Here is a 17,115-nt window from a genome sequence, read left to right on the forward strand (position 1 = left end):
CCTGTCCGCAAATATATAAATTCTTTTGCGATATTCAGGAGTCGGTTTAGCTAATAGATATATGTTAAATGGCAGGCTGTAGAGTGATTATACTTTTAGGGTAAGTTATGATTTAAAATGTGATTTTGTTTTAAGTATTTGATTTTTAATTAATTTTAATTGATGGTTCTTTGTTTCCTGAATTTCGTATGCTGTAATTGTCAGTAAAAAAATAAAATTGTACTTTTATCCTCCTAAAAATATAAATTATGACAGTTTCGGATTTGTCTAGCCGTATGGCTTTGGGAATAGATATAGGAGGTACTGATACTAAGTTTGGTTTAGTAAATCATAGAGGAGAAATCCTAGGAAAGGGTAGAATAAAAACAGACTATGATGAGATAGATGATTTTATAAACGCTCTTTATAAAGAAATAGAACCTATACTAGAACAGCATAATGCTAAAAGCCAATTAGAAGGTATAGGCATAGGAGCGCCTAATGGCAACTACTATAAAGGCACCATAGAAAATGCCCCCAACCTTAAATGGAAAGGGATAGTGCCTTTGGCAGAGAAAATGACAGCAAAGTTTGGTGTGCAGTGTAAGGTAACCAACGATGCTAATGCAGCAGCTTATGGCGAAATGATGTTTGGGGCCGCAAGAGGGATGAAAGATTTTATCATGATAACTCTAGGCACTGGGGTCGGGAGTGGAGTTATTGCTAACGGTCAGCTAGTGTACGGTCACGATGGTTTTGCGGGGGAACTAGGGCATACCATCGTAAAGCCAGGGGGAAGAAAGCACTGGAGCACAGGCTCGGAAGGGAGCTTAGAGGCTTACGCATCTGCAACAGGCATTGCGATAACGGCTAAAAAGATGAGGGCGGAGTTTCCAGAATCTATACTTAATAACTACCCAGAAGAACAGATTAACGCTAAAACAGTACACGAGTGTGCTTTGGCAGGAGACCCTACGGCAATAGAAGTTTTTAGATATACGGGGCAAAAGTTGGGGGAAGCATTGGCTAATTTTGTAATGTTCTCTTCTCCGGAGGCTATTTTATTATTTGGTGGGGTTATAAAGGCAGGAGATTTTATCTTAAAACCAACAAGGATGCATATGGAGAGAAATTTGTTACCTATATTTAGAGGTAAAGTAAAATTAGTTTTTAGCGAACTAGACGAAGCAGATGCAGCGATATTAGGTGCGAGTTCTCTAGTTTGGGAGAAGTAGCTTCATACTACATATAGACGTTGTCAATGGATGGTTTATTATTGAGCCATCCATTATTATTTATAATTAAACTATCTTTGCAAAAAATTGGGCTCCAAAAGTTGGAGTAACCCATTAATAATTTTTTATTGAACATTTTTTGATATGTCGAATATTGTAGCCATAGTGGGGCGTCCTAATGTAGGAAAATCCACTTTATTCAATAGGCTTCTAGAAAGGAGAGAAGCTATAGTAGATTCTGTAGCGGGAGTTACAAGAGACCGCCATTACGGTAAATCCGAATGGAACGGAGTAGAATTTACCGTAATAGATACAGGAGGATATGATGTAGGCACTGATGATATTTTTGAGGAAGAAATTCGTCATCAGGTACAATTAGCAGTAGATGAAGCGACTTCTATTATATTTATGCTCAATGTGGAAGAAGGTTTAACGGATACCGACCAAGAAATTCATGAGCTGTTAAGAAGGTCTAATAAGCCTATTTATATTGTAGTAAACAAGGTGGATTCGGCTAAGGAAGAATTACCAGCAACGGAATTTTATCAGTTGGGTATAGAAAAATATTACACACTTTCTTCTGCTACAGGTTCTGGTACAGGAGATTTGTTAGATGCGGTGGTGGCTGATTTCCCAACAACTGAATACAAAGACCCTTTTGACGGCTTGCCTAGAATTACCATTGCAGGGCGTCCTAACGTAGGGAAATCTACGCTTACCAATGCTTTATTAGACAATAAAAGAAATATTGTAACAGATATTGCGGGGACAACAAGGGATAGTATAGAAACCATCTACAATAAATTCGGACACGAGTTTGTGTTGGTAGATACGGCGGGTATGCGTAAAAAGTCCAAAGTGAGCGAAAACTTGGAGTTCTATTCTGTAATGCGTTCTGTTAGAGCGATTGAGCATTCCGATGTGGTAGTCATTATGGTAGATGCAACACAAGGTTGGGAGTCTCAGGATATGAATATTTTTGGTATCGCACAGAAAAATAGAAAAGGCATTGTGATTTTGGTTAATAAATGGGATTTGGTGGAGAAAGAAACCAACACAATGAGAGATTTTGAGAATAATATCAAAAAAAGAATTGGTCAGTTTAGTGATGTGCCTATTTTGTTTATTTCTGCTCTTACCAAGCAAAGGATTTTGAAAGCGGTAGAAGTAGCTATGGAAGTCTATGAAAATCGTAAAAAGAAAATCAAAACTTCTAAGCTCAATGAGGTAATGCTACCTGTGTTTGAACATACGCCGCCTCCAGCTATTAAAGGTAAATACATTAAAATTAAATATTGTGTGCAACTTCCTACACCATCACCACAGTTTGTGTTTTTCTGTAATTTACCACAGTATGTTAAGGAGCCATACAAACGCTTTACGGAAAATCAGTTGCGTAAGGAGTTTGGTTTCACAGGGGCACCTATAGAAGTTTATTTCCGACAAAAATAAAATCATAAAAATAATAAAAAGAGTAGCGGTTATTAAATTGGCTACTCTTTTTGTGTGGAGTTAAATTTTAACATTTTTTTTAATATCAGATGATTTAAAGTGAGTCTAAATTTATATCTTTGTAAACTTAAATAATTTTATCACAAACACTACAAATAAAATGGGGTTATTTGATTTATTTACGCAGGAAATTGCGATAGATTTGGGTACAGCTAACACACTAATTATACATAATAACAAAATTGTTATAGACCAGCCTTCTATTGTGGCTATAGATCGACAGTCAGGGAGACCTATTGCTGTGGGAGAACAGGCTAAACATATGCAAGGTAAAACGCACGAAGATATTAGAACCGTGCGTCCGCTTAAAGATGGAGTAATTGCAGACTTCCACGCTTCTGAGCATATGATAAAGGAATTTATTAAGCAAATTCCAGGGATTAAAGGTAAACTATTTCAGCCTGCGTTGAAGATTGTAATTTGTATTCCATCAGGAATTACTGAGGTAGAAAAGAGAGCGGTAAGAGATTCTGCTCAAAAGGTTAATGCTAAAGAAGTAAGGTTGATTTACGAGCCAATGGCGGGCTGCAATAGGTGTGGGTATAGATGTGCAAAAGCCTGAAGGTAATATGATTATTGATATAGGTGGTGGTACTACCGAGATTGCAGTAGTGGCATTAGGAGGTATCGTTTGTGATAAATCTGTTAAGATTGCAGGAGATGTATTTACTAATGATATTGCTTACTATCTTAGAACACACCATAATTTATTCATAGGGGAAAGAACTGCAGAAAGAATTAAAATAGAAGTTGGTTCTGCTGTTGAAGAGCTTGATATAGATATAGAAGATATTCCAGTACAAGGTAGAGATTTAATTACGGGTAAACCTAAAGAGATTATGATAGGTTACAAAGAGATAGCTCGTGCCTTAGACAAATCTATCATTAGAATAGAAGATGCGGTAATGGAAACTCTTTCTATGACCCCACCAGAACTAGCGGCTGATATTTATAAAACAGGTATCTATTTAGCGGGAGGTGGAGCATTGTTAAGAGGTTTGGCGGATAGGCTTCATAAGAAAACAGGACTTCCTGTATTTGTTGCTGAAGACCCTCTAAGAGCAGTTGTAAGAGGTACAGGGATTGCTCTTAAAAATATGGATAAGTTTAATTTTCTTATTAAATAATTAAAATTTAGAGTACTTCCTCTATGGGATATCTGCTGAGGTTTTTTTCTAAAAATGCTTTATTTGTATTTTTTGTTTTTTTACAAATAGTAGCCTTATTTCTTATTTTTACTCGGAATTCTATGCAACAATCCTTTTTAGCAGGACAGGTGGCATCGTTTAATTCTTGGGTTTCAGGATATATAGATGAAGGAGCCAACTATTTAAAACTTAAACAAATAAATGATGAATTAGTAGAGCAGAATAAAGCTTTAATGGAGCAGGTATATGGTAAAAACTACAAGAGTGTCCCTAGAAATATCAGGGTGAAAGATGTGGATAAAAATTCACAGATTTATCATATTATTGATGCTGATGTGATGAGCAACACCATCATTAGAAGAGATAATTATTTCACTATCAATAGAGGAAAAAATCAAGGAGTGCAGTCTAAAATGGGCGTTATCGCCTCAAATGGAGTAGCAGGTATTGTAATTAACAGTATGAATAATTACTCTATTGTACAGTCTGTGCTTAGTGTGAACAAAATGAGGGTGAATGCGGCTCTTAAAAATACGGGTTATTTCGGAACTCTTACTTGGAGAGGAGATGACTCTAGAGTGATGCATTTATCAGATATTCCGAAGTATGTGCCTATAAAAGTGGGAGATACGGTGGTGACTGATGGAAAGTCTGATGTTTTCCCAGCAGGTGTGTCTATTGGAACTATAGCAGGTTTTCAGGTAGATACTAAAACGGGATTCTGGGATATAAGCGTAGAGCTTGGTCAGGATATGGGGAATGTTAAAAAAGTATTTGTTGTAAAAAATCTACAAAAAGTGGAATTACAACAAGTGCAGGATAGTTTAAACGCTGTGATAAAGAAAGATGATAAGTAGAAATATTTTTACAGATATACTGTTTTCGGTTATCCTAGTAACAGCTCAGATATTTTTGTTTAATAAAATCTCTATAGCGGGGGCTTATACTCCTGTGGTTTACCCTGTACTTATTATGTTTTATCCATTCTATCGAAACCTTTATGTATTTCTAATGGTAGGTTTTCTTTTAGGGTTAGGAATAGATGCTTTTTTAGGAACATGGGGTATCAATGCTTTGGCGATGACGATTATCGCTTATTTTAGAACGCTTATTTTCAAAACCTCAATAGATAACGAGGCTACAGATAGTTTTTCATTTCAAAATATACAGTGGACACAATTTTTAATGTATATTTTCTTTAGTATATTGATACATCAGCTATTGGTACAGTTTATAGAGTTTTTTAAACTGAACAGAATTTTAGAAATATCCCTTAATGTTTTAATAACTTCGGTTATTTCATTTGTGTTTATTTTGCTGTATGTTTTAATATTTAAAATCAAGCAAAAAGTTTGAAACCTTTTTACAAAATTAGTATTGCTTTATCACTTATCGCTGTCATTTTTATAGCGAGGTTGGCTTATTTACAATTATTTACAGATAGGTATGCACTAAACGCTGCGAATACCTCCATAAAGACAGAATATATTATCCCTCAAAGAGGAATTATATTCGATAGGAATGGTAAAATTTTGGTTGGGAATAAACAATCTTATGAGATTTCGTTTACCCAAGCACTTATGAGACCAGATTTTGATACTATTGGTTTCTGTAATTTGGTTAGAATTAGTAAGCAAGATTTTATAAAAAAAATCAAGGAGATAAAAAAAGAAAAATACTACTCCAAAGTACAGCCAATGACTTTTATGAAAAATCTTTCTAGAGAAGAAATGGCTAGAATTCAGGAACTTATTTTTAAATATCCAGCGTTTAATATCGTTACTCGTCCACAAAGAAAGTATGAGGTAGCTACTTCGGGTAATTTACTTGGTTTTACGAATGAAGTTAATCAGGCGGATATTAAGAAGGACTCTTTGTATTATCTCCCTGGAGACATCATAGGGAAATCAGGCGTGGAGAAATCTTATGAAAAGGAACTTAGAGGAGAAAAAGGAGTACAATACATACAAAAAGATATTAAACTAAGAAGTGTAGGACCTTACAAAGATGGGGAATTAGATAAAGAAGTAGTTACAGGAAAAGATTTAACCCTTACTATAGATTATGATTTGCAAAGGATTGCAGAGGAAATGCTGGTAAACAAGCGTGGAGCAATAGTTGCTTTAGACCCTAAAACAGGGGAAATATTAGCTTTAGCAACAGGTCCAGATGTAGATCCTTCAGCTTTTACAGGTCCAGATAAAAATAAAAATATTTATAGGCTTCAGACGGATAAGTTTGATATGCCCATGTTTGACAGGTCTATTCAAGCGGCTTATCCTCCAGGCTCAACCTTTAAATTAGTAACAGCTCTGGCAGCGATGCAAATGGGCGTGATGACTCCAAACACCGTATTCCCTTGTGGAGGAGGGTTTAATTATAGAGGATTAAGGATTAAAGGTCATGGTGGTGCAGATCCTCTGATACCGTCAATACAAGTGTCTAGTAATTGTTACTTTTCTTATGCCTATTTAGCGATGGTTAACAAATATCCAGGTAATCCATCTAAAGGGGTTGATGAGTGGAAGGAAATTATGAATAGCTTTGGGTTGGGTGTGTATCTGAATAACGATTTGGCGGTGGGAGCTAAAGGGCAAATCCCTAGTGGAGAGTTTTATGAAAAAAGAATGGCTTCTATCTACAAAGCGAGTGGTAGAACGGGAGATGCTAAAAAATGGGACCCTCTAGCTACGGGAGCTGTCTTTAATGGAATGGGGCAAGGAGATATACTTCTAACACCTTTACAAGTAGCCAATTTTACAGCAGCGATAGCCAACAAGGGTTGGTTCTACACACCTCACATTGTAAAATCAGTAGATGGTAAACCTAATCCAGACCCTAGATTTAAGAAGAAACATAAAACTCTGGTTCAAAATAAAGCCTTTTATGATGCGGTTCTCAAAGGAATGGAAGCTGTGGTACTTAGAGGGACAGGTAGAGGCTTGAAATCCAATGATTTTACTCAGATGGCAAAAACGGGTACAGCACAGGTACCTCAAGGTAAAGATAACTCTATTTATACTATGATAGCTCCTGCCGAAGATCCTAAAATTGTAGTGGCAGCAGTGATGGAGCACGCAGGTTTTGGGGCTACATGGGCAGGTCCTGCTTGTACAATTATAGCGGAAAAATATTTAACAGGAGAAATTAAAAGAGAACATCTTTATAGAAAAATGGTTTCCTCTAGCTTTATGCCAGAGTATAGAAGACAATGGATACAAGATTTAAAACGAAAAGGCTTGTATAAACCTAATACAGATAGCTTAGCAATTGTGAAGTTGCAAGATAGTCTTAAAATTAATCTTCCAGAGAAAAAGAAACAAGAACTAAAACTAAAAATAGATTCTTTAAAACTTAAAAGCGTAAAAAATGAACAAAGCAGAAGGAATAGATAAACTTGGGATAGGGCTCTACATTCTTATCTGCATTTTTGCTATATTCAATATCAATAGTGTAGATGAAGGATTAGGAAAAAAACAACTTATTTTTTTTGGAATCTCTCTGTTTGTTGGGTTTATTATTTTCGTTACAAGGTCTAAGTTTTTTGAGAATTTATCGGGCATTTTCTACATACTTGGTGTTCTTTTGTTGATAGGATTGTTTCCGTTTGGAACCGAAATTTTAGGACAAAAGAACTGGTATAAGTTTGGCGGAATAACCATGCAACCTGTAGAATTTGCTAAAATTGGTACAGCTCTGATGTTGGCCAATTATGCCTCACACCCTGATTTCAATCTTAAAGATAAACGGTCGTTTCTCACAGCATTTGCTATTATAGCAATACCAGGGGTGGTGGTGCTTATGATTCCTGATGTTGGGTCTTTACTCGTTTTTATGGCTTTTGTGATAGCACTTTATAGAGAAGGGCTTACAGGGTGGTTTTTCGGTGGTATTGGTATTTTTGCTTTAGTGTTTTTAGGTTCGTTGTATTTAGAAATAAATTTGGAAATAAACCCTATTTATGCTGTTATCATTACGTTTGTTTTTTTAGCTTTACTCCTATTTTTTAATCAGAATAAAATTAAATGGATTCCCGTTAATATTATTGCAATTGCTTTAGGATTTTTGCTGTTGGGAGGAATGGCATATTCTTCCAAAATGATACTGGAAAAATTGCCTAAACATCAGAGAGAAAGAATAGAAGTGCTTTACAAAGGCGAGCGAGCTTTTAGAGATACTTCGGGGTATAATTTGTTGTATTCCAAAACGGCTATTGGTTCTGGAGGTTTTACTGGTAAAGGCTATAAGCAAGGTTCGGTAACACAAGGTAAATTTGTGCCAGAGCAAGAGACCGATTATATCTTCTGTACCGTAGGCGAAGAATGGGGGTTTCTAGGTAGTATTTTGCTAATTATTTTTTATGCTATTTATATTGGCAGAATATATTATTTAGCAGAACAACAAAAAAGCACTTTTAATCGGGTATTTGGTTACAGTTTTGCCTCTATTTTATTGTTGCACTTTTCTATCAATATAGGGATGGTAATGGGGTTGTTCCCTACGGTTGGTATTCCGTTGCCGTATTTTAGTTATGGAGGAAGTTCTTTGCTAGCGTTTTCAATTATGACGGCAATATTCTTTAAACTCAACTATACAGATAAGAATAGCTTGGTATAGGTTTTGTTAATCTTGGTTAAAAAATCTAGGTTTCACACAAATTTTATTATCTTTGAAGAACTATTAAAAATGATTAAGATGAAGTTTACAAAAATTTTAGCTGTTGGGGCAATGGCACTTGCAATGACCTCGTGCGTCAGCAAAAAGCAGTATGATGCCTTAAATCTTAACTACAAAGACTGCCTAGAAAGTGCAGCCGAGCGTCAAAGAGAAATTCAAGATTTAAAGTCCTCTAATGCAGGATTAACAAGTCAAAATGACCTTCTGAACAGACAAAATGAAGCTCTTAAGTCTTCGCTAGATGCTTGTCTTTCTAATAGTGGAAAATCTTCTGCAAATATTGATAAATTGGTTGGAGAAATTAACGCGTCTAATGCTTATATTAAGCAACTTATTTCTACTAATGCAAGAAATGATAGTTTAAATTTAGCATTATCTAACAAACTTAAGCGTTCGTTAGATAATGTGGCTGACCAAGATGTTCAGGTAAAGGTACTTAAAGGAGTGGTAATGATTTCACTTTCTGATAAAATGCTTTACAGATCAGGAGATTATAATATTCTTCCAGCGGCACAAGAAGTGCTAGGAAAGGTAGCTAAAGTGATTAACGACTACGATAAATACTCTGTTTTAATCGAAGGAAACACGGATAATGTACCACTTAACTCTGCGAGTTTACCAAAAGATAACTGGGATTTATCAGCTTTAAGAGCAACTTCTGTGGCTAAAGTATTGCAAAATCAGTTTGGGGTAGATCCAAGTAGAATTACGGCTGGAGGACGTAGCGAGTATAACCCTAAGGCGACTAATATGAGTGTGTCTGGGCGTGCAGAAAATCGTAGAACAGAAATCATCATTATGCCTAAACTAGATGAGTTTATGAAGCTTATGGACATCGCTCCAGTGAAAAGATAAATTATCTCATATAAAATTTTTAGCACCTCACTAATTTTATCTATATTAGTGAGGTATTTTTTTAATTAAAATTAAATTATTCAGAAACTTATGGGTTTTTTTGAAGAACAATGTCCCGATATGGATCGCTATTTGGAACTGCATACATCTAGTGAACCTGAAATTCTTAGAAAATTAAGGAGAGAAACTTATCAGAAAACGACACAGCCTCATATGATTTCAGGCGTTCAGCAGGGGAGGTTGTTGTCTATTATTTCTCAACTTTTGCGTCCTAAATCGGTGCTAGAAATTGGGACGTTTACAGGATACGCTACTTTGTCAATGGCTGAAGGTTTACCTGACGAAGGTAAAATCACTACTTTAGACATCAATGAAGATTTAGCCTATATCCCAAAGAAATATTTTGAAGAAAGCATCTATTCTGACAAGATAGATTTTAGGCTAGAGAACGCTTTGGATTATCTTAATTCAACCCAAGAAATGTTTGATATGGTTTTTGTAGATGCGGATAAGGGTAATTATGTTAATTATTTCAATGCTGTGAAAGATAGACTAAATTCGGGTGGCGTTTTGATGTTTGATAATGTACTTTGGTACGGTAAGGTTTTAGAGGAAAATTCTAAAGATAAATCAACGCAAGTTATTAAAGAATTAAACGAAATCTTAGCAAAAGACCCCGATTTTGAAAATCTAATCTTACCTTTGCGAGACGGTTTAAATTTGGCAAGAAAAAAATAAAATCATGAGTAGAGCGGTTGCGAGTGTTTCGGTAGTACCCGTGCGTTCAGAAAGTTCTGATAGGGCAGAAATTATCACTCAAGTATTGTATGGAGAGTCTGTGGAGATTCTTTCTCAAGAAGGAAATTGGGTGCATATAAAAATAGATTTTGACGGCTATGAAGGTTGGGCTGATGCAAAACAGTTTAAAATAATTTCAGACGAAAATATTAATGAAAGTAAAAAAAGTCTTGTTAAACAACCCTTTTTGGAATATGGTTTTGGAGATGAAAAATTACTTTTATCCATTGGCTCCGAAATAGAGTCAGGTGTAGAGGAAACCACGATTACAAATACTAGAAATTTCATTGAAGATACTGCCCAAAAGTTCTTAAATGTACCTTACCTTTGGGGTGGGCGTAGTTTTTTTGGGATAGATTGCAGCGGTTTTACTCAAATTGTTTATAAGGTAAGTGGCATAAAAATCCCGAGAGATGCTTATCAACAAGCGGAAGTAGGGCAAGTGTTAGATTTTATAGAAGAGGCACAAGCGGGAGATTTAGCTTTTTTTGAAAATGAAGAAGGCAGAATTACCCATGTAGGCATTATGCTAGAAGACCGAAAAATAATTCACGCTCACGGTAAAGTAAGGATAGACGAGTTGGATTCCGTAGGGATTTTTAATAAAGACCAAAACAAACACACACATAAACTCAGATTTATTAAAACGCTTTTATAAATGTTGTTTAAAGGCTTAGATATTATAAATGTAATATTATTGCTACTACTCTTTGTAAGGGCAATAAAGGCTTACCCTAAACTACCTCAAAAAATACCTACCCACTTTAATTTATATTTAGAGCCTGATGCTTGGGGATCCCGTGTAATGATATTTTTCCTACCAGCTTTGGCAGGGTTTATTTTGAGTTTATTTATGGTGGTGTTGCCTGAATCTGAACCTAACCTTATCGTACCCATTACACCAGAAAATAGAGAAGTGCAGTTGTATATGGGAGATTTGATGACGAAGTTACTTTTATTGGGAATTTTGGTTTTTAAACACGTTCTTCTTTCCATTACAATTTGTACAGAACCAGCGTGTAGAAAACAGTTTAAGCCTTACATTATTATTTGCTTTATAAGTGTATTTGTTGTTCCTTTCGTTTATATGGTATTATCTTACATCTATAGATAAAAATGAAATTTTTATACTTCATATTTATACGCTTACTAATTATTGGTTTTAGGTTGGGGAGTGTTTTCAATTCAAAAATCAGAAAGGGTTGGGAGGGACAAAAAAAAAGCAATACTATTGTTAAAAATGCCTTTTCTCCAAACGATAAAGTGATTTGGATGCACGCCGCTAGTCTAGGTGAATACGAGCAAGGCTTACCTGTATTGGAAGGATTAAAGAAAAAATATCCCGATTATAAAGTATTGGTTACCTTTTTTTCTCCTTCTGGTTACGAAAATGTAATTAAAAAGAAAACTATCGCAGATGCCATTTGTTATTTACCTTTTGACACTAGAAAGGGAGTAGCCTCTTTTTTAAATCATTTCCAAGTGGAGTTTTTCTTTACTGTAAAGTACGACTATTGGTACAATCTACTTAGTGAACTTAAGCAAAAGCATGTAAAAACTTTCGTGGTTTCGGCATTATTTTATCCATCTCAAGTGTTTTTTAAACCTTATGGAAAATGGATGGTGGCGGAATTAAAAAAGAATATAGATTGGTTTTTCCATCAGACTAAAGATTCGTTGGCTTTAGCTCAGGGGATAGGTTTATCTCAATCATCTCTTTCAGGGGACACTCGTTACGATAGAGTAAAGGCGACTAAAGCTAATTTTGAAGAAATACCATTGATTAAAAAGTTCAAAGACCAAAGCCTATTACTCGTTTTCGGAAGCTCTTGGGAAGCCGAAGAAATCATCGCTGAAAAGGTTACAAAAGTTAACAATGAAGTTAAACTCATCATCGCCCCACACGATTTAAAACGAGTGTCTATACTTAAGAAAAAGTTTCCTCAAGCATTGTTATATACAGAACTAAATGAGCAAGAGTTAGAGAACAATAAAGAAAATAATATCCTTATTATAAATACTATAGGGCTACTTTCTAGAATTTATGCTTATGCGGATATAACGGTGGTGGGCGGCGGTTTTCATAGTGCGGGGCTGCACAATATTTTGGAATCGGCTGTTTTTGGAAATCCTGTTTTGTTCGGAGATAAATATCGTAAAAACCCAGAAGCCGACGCACTTATTGAGTATGGAGGAGGTAGTTTTTTTTCTACTCCAGAAGAGGTGGTTCAATTTATTCAATCTTTAATTTTAGATGAATCTTTGAGGGCAAGAATGGCTAATAATGCAGAAGTTTTCATCTCTAATCAGCCTAAAGCTACGGAACATATCCTGTCTAAATTTTAATTTATCTTGTTTTTTCGTTAAAAAATAAAGCGAGGTTTTGTTGTTTTAAATATAATTGTTAGATTTGTCTAACTTTTTAAAAAGACAAATGTAACTTTATATGAGACGAACATTATTTTTATTAGGTAGTTGCTTTAGTATAAGCGTTTTTTCTCAAGAGGTAGACTCTGCTAAATCTTCTAAAAATATAGAAGAAATCGTAATGACGGGTACGCTAAAGGCGGTAAGTAGAGATAAAAGCCCTGTGCCGGTAGAGGTATTTTCTGCAAAATTTTTTGAAAAGAATCCCACTCCCAGTATTATGGAATCGGTGGAAATGATTAACGGTGTGCGTCCGCAACTTAATTGTTCCGTTTGCAATACGGGAGATATTCATATCAATGGGTTAGAAGGACCATACACTTTGATTTTAATTGATGGAATGCCGATTGTAAGCTCTCTTTCCACAGTTTACGGGCTTAATGGTATCCCAAATAGTATGATAGAACGGGTGGAAGTGGTTAAAGGTCCCGCTTCGTCCCTTTACGGTTCGGAAGCAATGGGAGGTATCATCAATATCATTACTAAAAACGCACTTACTGCACCGCGTTTAACGCTTAATCTTAACTCCACTTCTTGGGGCGAACACAATACAGACATTGGCGGTAAATTTAGATTAAACGATAAGGTGTCCTCTTTATTAAGCCTTAATTATTTCAATTTTCAAAATAAAATAGATAAGAATAAGGACAACTTTACCGATGCGGCATTACAAAACCGAATTTCAGTATTCAATAAATGGGATTTCCAAAGAAATGAAGGAAGAGTGGCGAGTTTGGCTTTAAGGTATCTTAACGAAGACCGTTTTGGAGGCGTTTTAGAATGGGAGAAAAAACACCGAGGGAGTGATGATGTTTATGGTGAAAGTGTTTATACCAAAAGATTTGAAGCGATAGGAACTTATCAACTTCCAATAAAAGAAAAAGTGGTTACTCAATTTTCGTATAACTATCATCATCAAGATTCGTTTTATGGCGATGTGCCTTATTTGGCGAAGCAATCTACGGCGTTTGGACAAATCTATTGGGATAAGACTTTGGGTAAATCTGATTTTTTATTGGGAGCTACCGTCAAAAATGTATATTACGACGATAATACGCCAGGGACACTTTCTAAAGACGGAAAAATTAATCAGCCTCAAAATGATTGGCTGCCAGGGATTTTTGCTCAAAACCAATGGAATATCAACGATAAAAATACTTTATTGGTAGGCTACCGATTAGATTGGTCTAAAATTCACGGAGCGATACATTCACCAAGAGTGGCGTATAAATGGAGTTTGGCTCCTCAAACCAATTTGAGGGCGAGTTTTGGGACGGGGTTCCGAGTAGTTAATCTTTTTACGGAAGACCACGCTGCCCTTACAGGGTCTCGGGAAGTGGTGATTTCGGAAGCCTTGAATCCTGAACGCTCCTACAACGGAAATTTTAATCTTACGCACAAAATTTATACCTCTGGCGGTTACGTTAATTTTGATGTGGTCGGGTTTTACTCTCATTTCACTAATAAAATCATTGGGGATTTTGATACCAATCCCAACCAAATTATTTATCAAAATTTGAAAGGCTATGCGGTGAGTAAAGGCGTTTCACTGAATACAGAATTAAAATTAGGGTCGCCACTTACAGTTAATTTGGGAGCGTCTTATATGGAGGTGTATCAGAAATACGAAGAAGATGGGCAAACGGAAACCCTACAGCAGCTATTTGCTCCCAGATGGTCGGGAACTTATACTATCAGCTATAATTTTCCAAAGGAATGGAGCGCCGATTTTACGGGGGCTTTTTATGGACCGATGCGTTTGCCTGTGTTGCCTGATGATTTCAGACCAGCCCATTCGCCTTGGTACACTTTAGCGAATATTCAGATTAGAAAACATTTTTCTAAACTCGGCATAGAGGTGTATGGTGGTGTGAAAAACTTGTTTAATTTTACACCTAAAAATCCTATTATGCGACCGTTTGACCCGTTTGATACAAAAGTTTCGGAGCCGAGTAACCCGTATGGTTATACCTTTGATACCGAATATGGCTATGCTCCAATGTTGGGCATCAGAGGGTTTGTAGGATTGAGATATAACATTAAATAAAACAGAACATCAAATGCTTAAAAACATCTTACGGATTCAAATGACACTTTTTATGATGGTGTTTTTCCCCAAGGCACAGCAGCTTCCTTTTGTGTCTTGGGAGGCATTTGATACTTTGATACTTTCTCAACCCAGAAATACTTTGGTGTTTGTTCGTACCGATTGGTGTTCGGTCTGTAAGAAACAGATTAAAGATTTAGAACAGGCTCCTACTTTACTTCGTTTACTATCGGAGCGTGTTTATCTCTTGGATTTGAATGCAGAAAAAGAGAAACGAAGTCTTTCGTTTTTTGGTAAAATCTACCGTTATTATGCCAGTGGAAGCACATCAGGGCTACACGAACTTGCGTATTATTTTTCGCCTCGCAGTCAAGTTTATCCTTTGTGGGTATTGTTGGATAAAGATGGAAATATCTTAACCACCTATGAGGGCTATTGGTCTAAGGAGCAGCTTTCGGAACTTGTGGCATCATATTGAGGGGAAGACATCGTCTAGGTGCTCCATTCTCATCATCACAGCACGAGCGTAGGAGCAATGCGGATAGATAGTCCATTGGTGTTCTCTAGCGAAGCTAATGGCTTCTCTTATTAGAGCTTTTCCTAAGCCTCGCCCTTCAAACTTCGGAAAAATGTTTACAAATGAAATGATGAGTTGTTGTTTCTCTGGTAGAATGGTGTAGGTCAGTCGTCCTATTTCTTCGGTGTCGTTAGACATACCTATAAATCCGCCATTTCCTGTTTGGTTGTTCTTAAAATTCATTGTGTTTGTTTTGGTTTCAGTAGCAGCAAAATTCATGCAAACTGTTTTTTATCCACTACATTCCTGCGGAGGCTTTCCTTTTGGTAAATAATATTTGTTTAAATTTGTAGCCAAATAAAAAGAAATATTTATGTATCCACAAGAATTAGTAATGCCAATGAAGGCAGAATTGACAGATAACGGATTTAAAGATTTAACAACTCCGGAACTAGTAAATGAGGCTCTAAAAGCTTCTGGAACTACATTGCTTATGGTAAACTCGGTGTGTGGTTGTGCAGCGGGAGCGGCTAGACCAGGGGTGTTATATTCTCTAAACGGAGATAAGAAACCAGATAATTTAGTAACCGTTTTTGCTGGGTTTGACCTTGAGGCAGTCGTGGAGGCGAGAAGGCACTTAGCTCCATTTCCGCCATCATCACCTTGTGTGGCTTTGTTCAAAGACGGCGAATTGGTACATATGATAGAAAGACACCACATAGAGGGTAATCCTGCGGAAGCTATCGCGGCTAATCTACAAGCGGCTTACGAAGAGTACTGCTAGAGAAAAAGTAAATTAAATAAAAAAAGAGCTGTACTTTTTAGTGTAGCTCTTTTTTCTGTTGAATAATATTTTATTGAAATAATTTCTCTATTCTTTCCAATCTACCACCGCACGAACAAAGGCTTCGGCGTTTTCTACTGGGATATTAGGTAAGATACCGTGCCCTAGATTTACAATGTAGCGGTCTTTGCCAAATCGGCGTATCATATTATCTACCATTTTTCTGATGGTTTCTGGGGTCGAATGCAAACGAGCAGGGTCAAAGTTACCTTGCAGTGTCATCGTGTGATTGGTGTAAGTTCTTGCCAATTCGGGAGTGATGGTCCAGTCTACTCCCAAAGCAGAGGCTTTAGAGAGCGTCATTTCCTCCAATGCAAACCAGCATCCTTTACCAAATACTACCACGTGGGTTAAAGGGCTAAGTGCCTCTACAATCTGCTGAATATACTGCCACGAAAATTCCTGATAATCTTCTGGAGAAAGCATACCACCCCAAGAATCAAATATTTGAACGGCAGACACGCCCTTCTCTACCTTTCTTTTAAGATAAGCAATGGTGGTATCCGTAATTTTTTGTAACAGCAAATGTGCCGCCTCGGGTTGTTGGAAACAGAAAGACTTAGCCACATCAAAGGCTTTACTGCCTTTGCCTTCTACACAGTAGCAAAGTATCGTCCAAGGGCTTCCTGCAAAGCCTATAAGCGGAATTTCATTATCTAGTTTTTGTAGTGTGAGTTCTATGGAATCAAACACATAGCTCAGACGCTCATTAACATCAGGTATCTCTATGGCTTCTACTTGTTCCTTAGTTCTTATAGGCGTTTCTAGCCAAGGACCCACACTTTCTTTCATTTGGAAATCTAAGCCCATCGCTTGAGGTACTACTAAAATATCCGAGAACAAAATAGCAGCATCTAGCGGAAATCTTTTAATAGGCATTAAAGTAATGTCCGACGCTAATTCTGGCGTTTGGCATCTAGTGAAGAAATCATACTTATCTCTCAAGGCACGAAATTCAGGCAAAAATCTCCCTGCCTGTCGCATCATCCACACAGGAGGTCTTTCTACCGATTCTCCACGCAAGGCTTTTAGATATAAATCGTTCTTTATCATCATATTTTTATTCATTTTTAAAG

Annotated in this window: 16 protein-coding genes and 1 pseudogene; 15 read left to right on the plus strand and 2 right to left on the minus strand. The window is 36.5% G+C overall.

Annotated features, from left to right (window positions below; genetic code table 11):
- Positions 1 to 248 precede the first annotated feature (248 nt).
- From RA0C_RS07780 to RA0C_RS07845, 14 genes and pseudogenes are all read left to right on the plus strand, one after another.
- Positions 249 to 1,214, plus strand: a complete 966-nt coding sequence (locus tag RA0C_RS07780) for an ROK family protein (RefSeq protein ID WP_004916354.1) — start codon at positions 249 to 251, stop codon at positions 1,212 to 1,214.
- A gap of 144 nt (positions 1,215 to 1,358) precedes the next feature.
- Positions 1,359 to 2,666, plus strand: a complete 1,308-nt coding sequence (der, locus tag RA0C_RS07785) for a ribosome biogenesis GTPase Der (protein WP_004916355.1) — start codon at positions 1,359 to 1,361, stop codon at positions 2,664 to 2,666.
- Positions 2,667 to 2,826: 160 nt separating this feature from the next.
- Positions 2,827 to 3,853 (plus strand): annotated as a pseudogene (locus tag RA0C_RS07790) (rod shape-determining protein).
- 23 nt (positions 3,854 to 3,876) lie between these two features.
- Positions 3,877 to 4,731, plus strand: coding sequence for a rod shape-determining protein MreC (gene mreC, locus RA0C_RS07795; RefSeq protein WP_004916357.1), 855 nt, complete (start codon positions 3,877 to 3,879; stop codon positions 4,729 to 4,731).
- On the plus strand, positions 4,721 to 5,230 hold the full coding sequence (locus RA0C_RS07800) for a rod shape-determining protein MreD (protein WP_004916360.1): 510 nt from the start codon (positions 4,721 to 4,723) through the stop codon (positions 5,228 to 5,230). Before mreC ends, RA0C_RS07800 begins: the two co-directional genes overlap by 11 nt.
- Positions 5,227 to 7,269 carry a peptidoglycan D,D-transpeptidase FtsI family protein gene (locus RA0C_RS07805; RefSeq protein ID WP_004916361.1) on the plus strand — a complete coding sequence of 681 codons (2,043 nt, stop codon included), beginning with the start codon at positions 5,227 to 5,229 and terminating at the stop codon, positions 7,267 to 7,269. Before RA0C_RS07800 ends, RA0C_RS07805 begins: the two co-directional genes overlap by 4 nt.
- The gene (rodA, locus tag RA0C_RS07810) at positions 7,244 to 8,491 is read left to right on the plus strand and encodes a rod shape-determining protein RodA (RefSeq protein ID WP_004916364.1); all 1,248 of its coding nucleotides are present in this window, start codon (positions 7,244 to 7,246) and stop codon (positions 8,489 to 8,491) included. Before RA0C_RS07805 ends, rodA begins: the two co-directional genes overlap by 26 nt.
- 78 nt (positions 8,492 to 8,569) lie before the next feature.
- Positions 8,570 to 9,406: an OmpA/MotB family protein gene (locus tag RA0C_RS07815; protein ID WP_004916365.1), complete on the plus strand. Its 837-nt coding sequence runs from the start codon at positions 8,570 to 8,572 to the stop codon at positions 9,404 to 9,406.
- A 90-nt stretch (positions 9,407 to 9,496) separates the two neighbouring features.
- Positions 9,497 to 10,144 carry an O-methyltransferase gene (locus RA0C_RS07820; protein WP_004916368.1) on the plus strand — a complete coding sequence of 216 codons (648 nt, stop codon included), beginning with the start codon at positions 9,497 to 9,499 and terminating at the stop codon, positions 10,142 to 10,144.
- Between the two features lie 4 nt (positions 10,145 to 10,148).
- Positions 10,149 to 10,862: a C40 family peptidase gene (locus RA0C_RS07825; protein ID WP_004916370.1), complete on the plus strand. Its 714-nt coding sequence runs from the start codon at positions 10,149 to 10,151 to the stop codon at positions 10,860 to 10,862.
- The gene (locus RA0C_RS07830) at positions 10,863 to 11,318 is read left to right on the plus strand and encodes a DUF1648 domain-containing protein (RefSeq protein WP_013447057.1); all 456 of its coding nucleotides are present in this window, start codon (positions 10,863 to 10,865) and stop codon (positions 11,316 to 11,318) included.
- 2 nt (positions 11,319 to 11,320) lie between these two features.
- Positions 11,321 to 12,550: a 3-deoxy-D-manno-octulosonic acid transferase gene (locus RA0C_RS07835; protein ID WP_013447058.1), complete on the plus strand. Its 1,230-nt coding sequence runs from the start codon at positions 11,321 to 11,323 to the stop codon at positions 12,548 to 12,550.
- A 100-nt stretch (positions 12,551 to 12,650) separates the two neighbouring features.
- Positions 12,651 to 14,678 carry a TonB-dependent receptor plug domain-containing protein gene (locus tag RA0C_RS07840; RefSeq protein ID WP_013447059.1) on the plus strand — a complete coding sequence of 676 codons (2,028 nt, stop codon included), beginning with the start codon at positions 12,651 to 12,653 and terminating at the stop codon, positions 14,676 to 14,678.
- 40 nt (positions 14,679 to 14,718) lie between these two features.
- The gene (locus tag RA0C_RS07845) at positions 14,719 to 15,156 is read left to right on the plus strand and encodes a thioredoxin fold domain-containing protein (protein ID WP_026090391.1); all 438 of its coding nucleotides are present in this window, start codon (positions 14,719 to 14,721) and stop codon (positions 15,154 to 15,156) included.
- Here the strand turns inward: RA0C_RS07845 and RA0C_RS07850 are convergent.
- Complete coding sequence (locus RA0C_RS07850) at positions 15,148 to 15,438, minus strand: GNAT family N-acetyltransferase (RefSeq protein WP_017686175.1); 291 nt, start codon at positions 15,436 to 15,438, stop codon at positions 15,148 to 15,150. The two genes, RA0C_RS07845 and RA0C_RS07850, sit on opposite strands and share 9 nt — an antisense overlap.
- Before the next feature lie 130 nt (positions 15,439 to 15,568).
- Here RA0C_RS07850 and RA0C_RS07855 point away from each other — a divergent pair, with 130 nt between their 5' ends.
- The gene (locus tag RA0C_RS07855; RefSeq protein WP_004916385.1) at positions 15,569 to 15,979 is read left to right on the plus strand and encodes a BrxA/BrxB family bacilliredoxin; all 411 of its coding nucleotides are present in this window, start codon (positions 15,569 to 15,571) and stop codon (positions 15,977 to 15,979) included.
- An 87-nt stretch (positions 15,980 to 16,066) separates the two neighbouring features.
- On the opposite strand, the gene hemE is transcribed toward RA0C_RS07855, so the two are convergent.
- Positions 16,067 to 17,092, minus strand: coding sequence for a uroporphyrinogen decarboxylase (gene hemE, locus RA0C_RS07860; RefSeq protein WP_004916387.1), 1,026 nt, complete (start codon positions 17,090 to 17,092; stop codon positions 16,067 to 16,069).
- Positions 17,093 to 17,115 lie beyond the last annotated feature (23 nt).

Origin of the sequence: Riemerella anatipestifer ATCC 11845 = DSM 15868 (assembly GCF_000252855.1) — a bacterium.
Taxonomy (GTDB): Bacteria; Bacteroidota; Bacteroidia; order Flavobacteriales; family Weeksellaceae; genus Riemerella; species Riemerella anatipestifera.

Bases quoted from the DNA above. Each gene is read 5' to 3' on its own strand.
- RA0C_RS07780 (WP_004916354.1), top strand. From the start codon at position 249: ATGACAGTTTCGGATTTGTCTAGCCGTATGGCTTTGGGAATAGATATA.
- der (WP_004916355.1), top strand. From the start codon at position 1,359: ATGTCGAATATTGTAGCCATAGTGGGGCGTCCTAATGTAGGAAAATCC.
- mreC (WP_004916357.1), top strand. From the start codon at position 3,877: ATGGGATATCTGCTGAGGTTTTTTTCTAAAAATGCTTTATTTGTATTT.
- RA0C_RS07800 (WP_004916360.1), top strand. From the start codon at position 4,721: ATGATAAGTAGAAATATTTTTACAGATATACTGTTTTCGGTTATCCTA.
- rodA (WP_004916364.1), top strand. From the start codon at position 7,244: ATGAACAAAGCAGAAGGAATAGATAAACTTGGGATAGGGCTCTACATT.
- RA0C_RS07815 (WP_004916365.1), top strand. From the start codon at position 8,570: ATGAAGTTTACAAAAATTTTAGCTGTTGGGGCAATGGCACTTGCAATG.
- RA0C_RS07820 (WP_004916368.1), top strand. From the start codon at position 9,497: ATGGGTTTTTTTGAAGAACAATGTCCCGATATGGATCGCTATTTGGAA.
- RA0C_RS07825 (WP_004916370.1), top strand. From the start codon at position 10,149: ATGAGTAGAGCGGTTGCGAGTGTTTCGGTAGTACCCGTGCGTTCAGAA.
- RA0C_RS07830 (WP_013447057.1), top strand. From the start codon at position 10,863: ATGTTGTTTAAAGGCTTAGATATTATAAATGTAATATTATTGCTACTA.
- RA0C_RS07835 (WP_013447058.1), top strand. From the start codon at position 11,321: ATGAAATTTTTATACTTCATATTTATACGCTTACTAATTATTGGTTTT.
- RA0C_RS07840 (WP_013447059.1), top strand. From the start codon at position 12,651: ATGAGACGAACATTATTTTTATTAGGTAGTTGCTTTAGTATAAGCGTT.
- RA0C_RS07845 (WP_026090391.1), top strand. From the start codon at position 14,719: ATGACACTTTTTATGATGGTGTTTTTCCCCAAGGCACAGCAGCTTCCT.
- RA0C_RS07850 (WP_017686175.1), bottom strand. From the start codon at position 15,438: ATGAATTTTAAGAACAACCAAACAGGAAATGGCGGATTTATAGGTATG.
- RA0C_RS07855 (WP_004916385.1), top strand. From the start codon at position 15,569: ATGTATCCACAAGAATTAGTAATGCCAATGAAGGCAGAATTGACAGAT.
- hemE (WP_004916387.1), bottom strand. From the start codon at position 17,092: ATGATAAAGAACGATTTATATCTAAAAGCCTTGCGTGGAGAATCGGTA.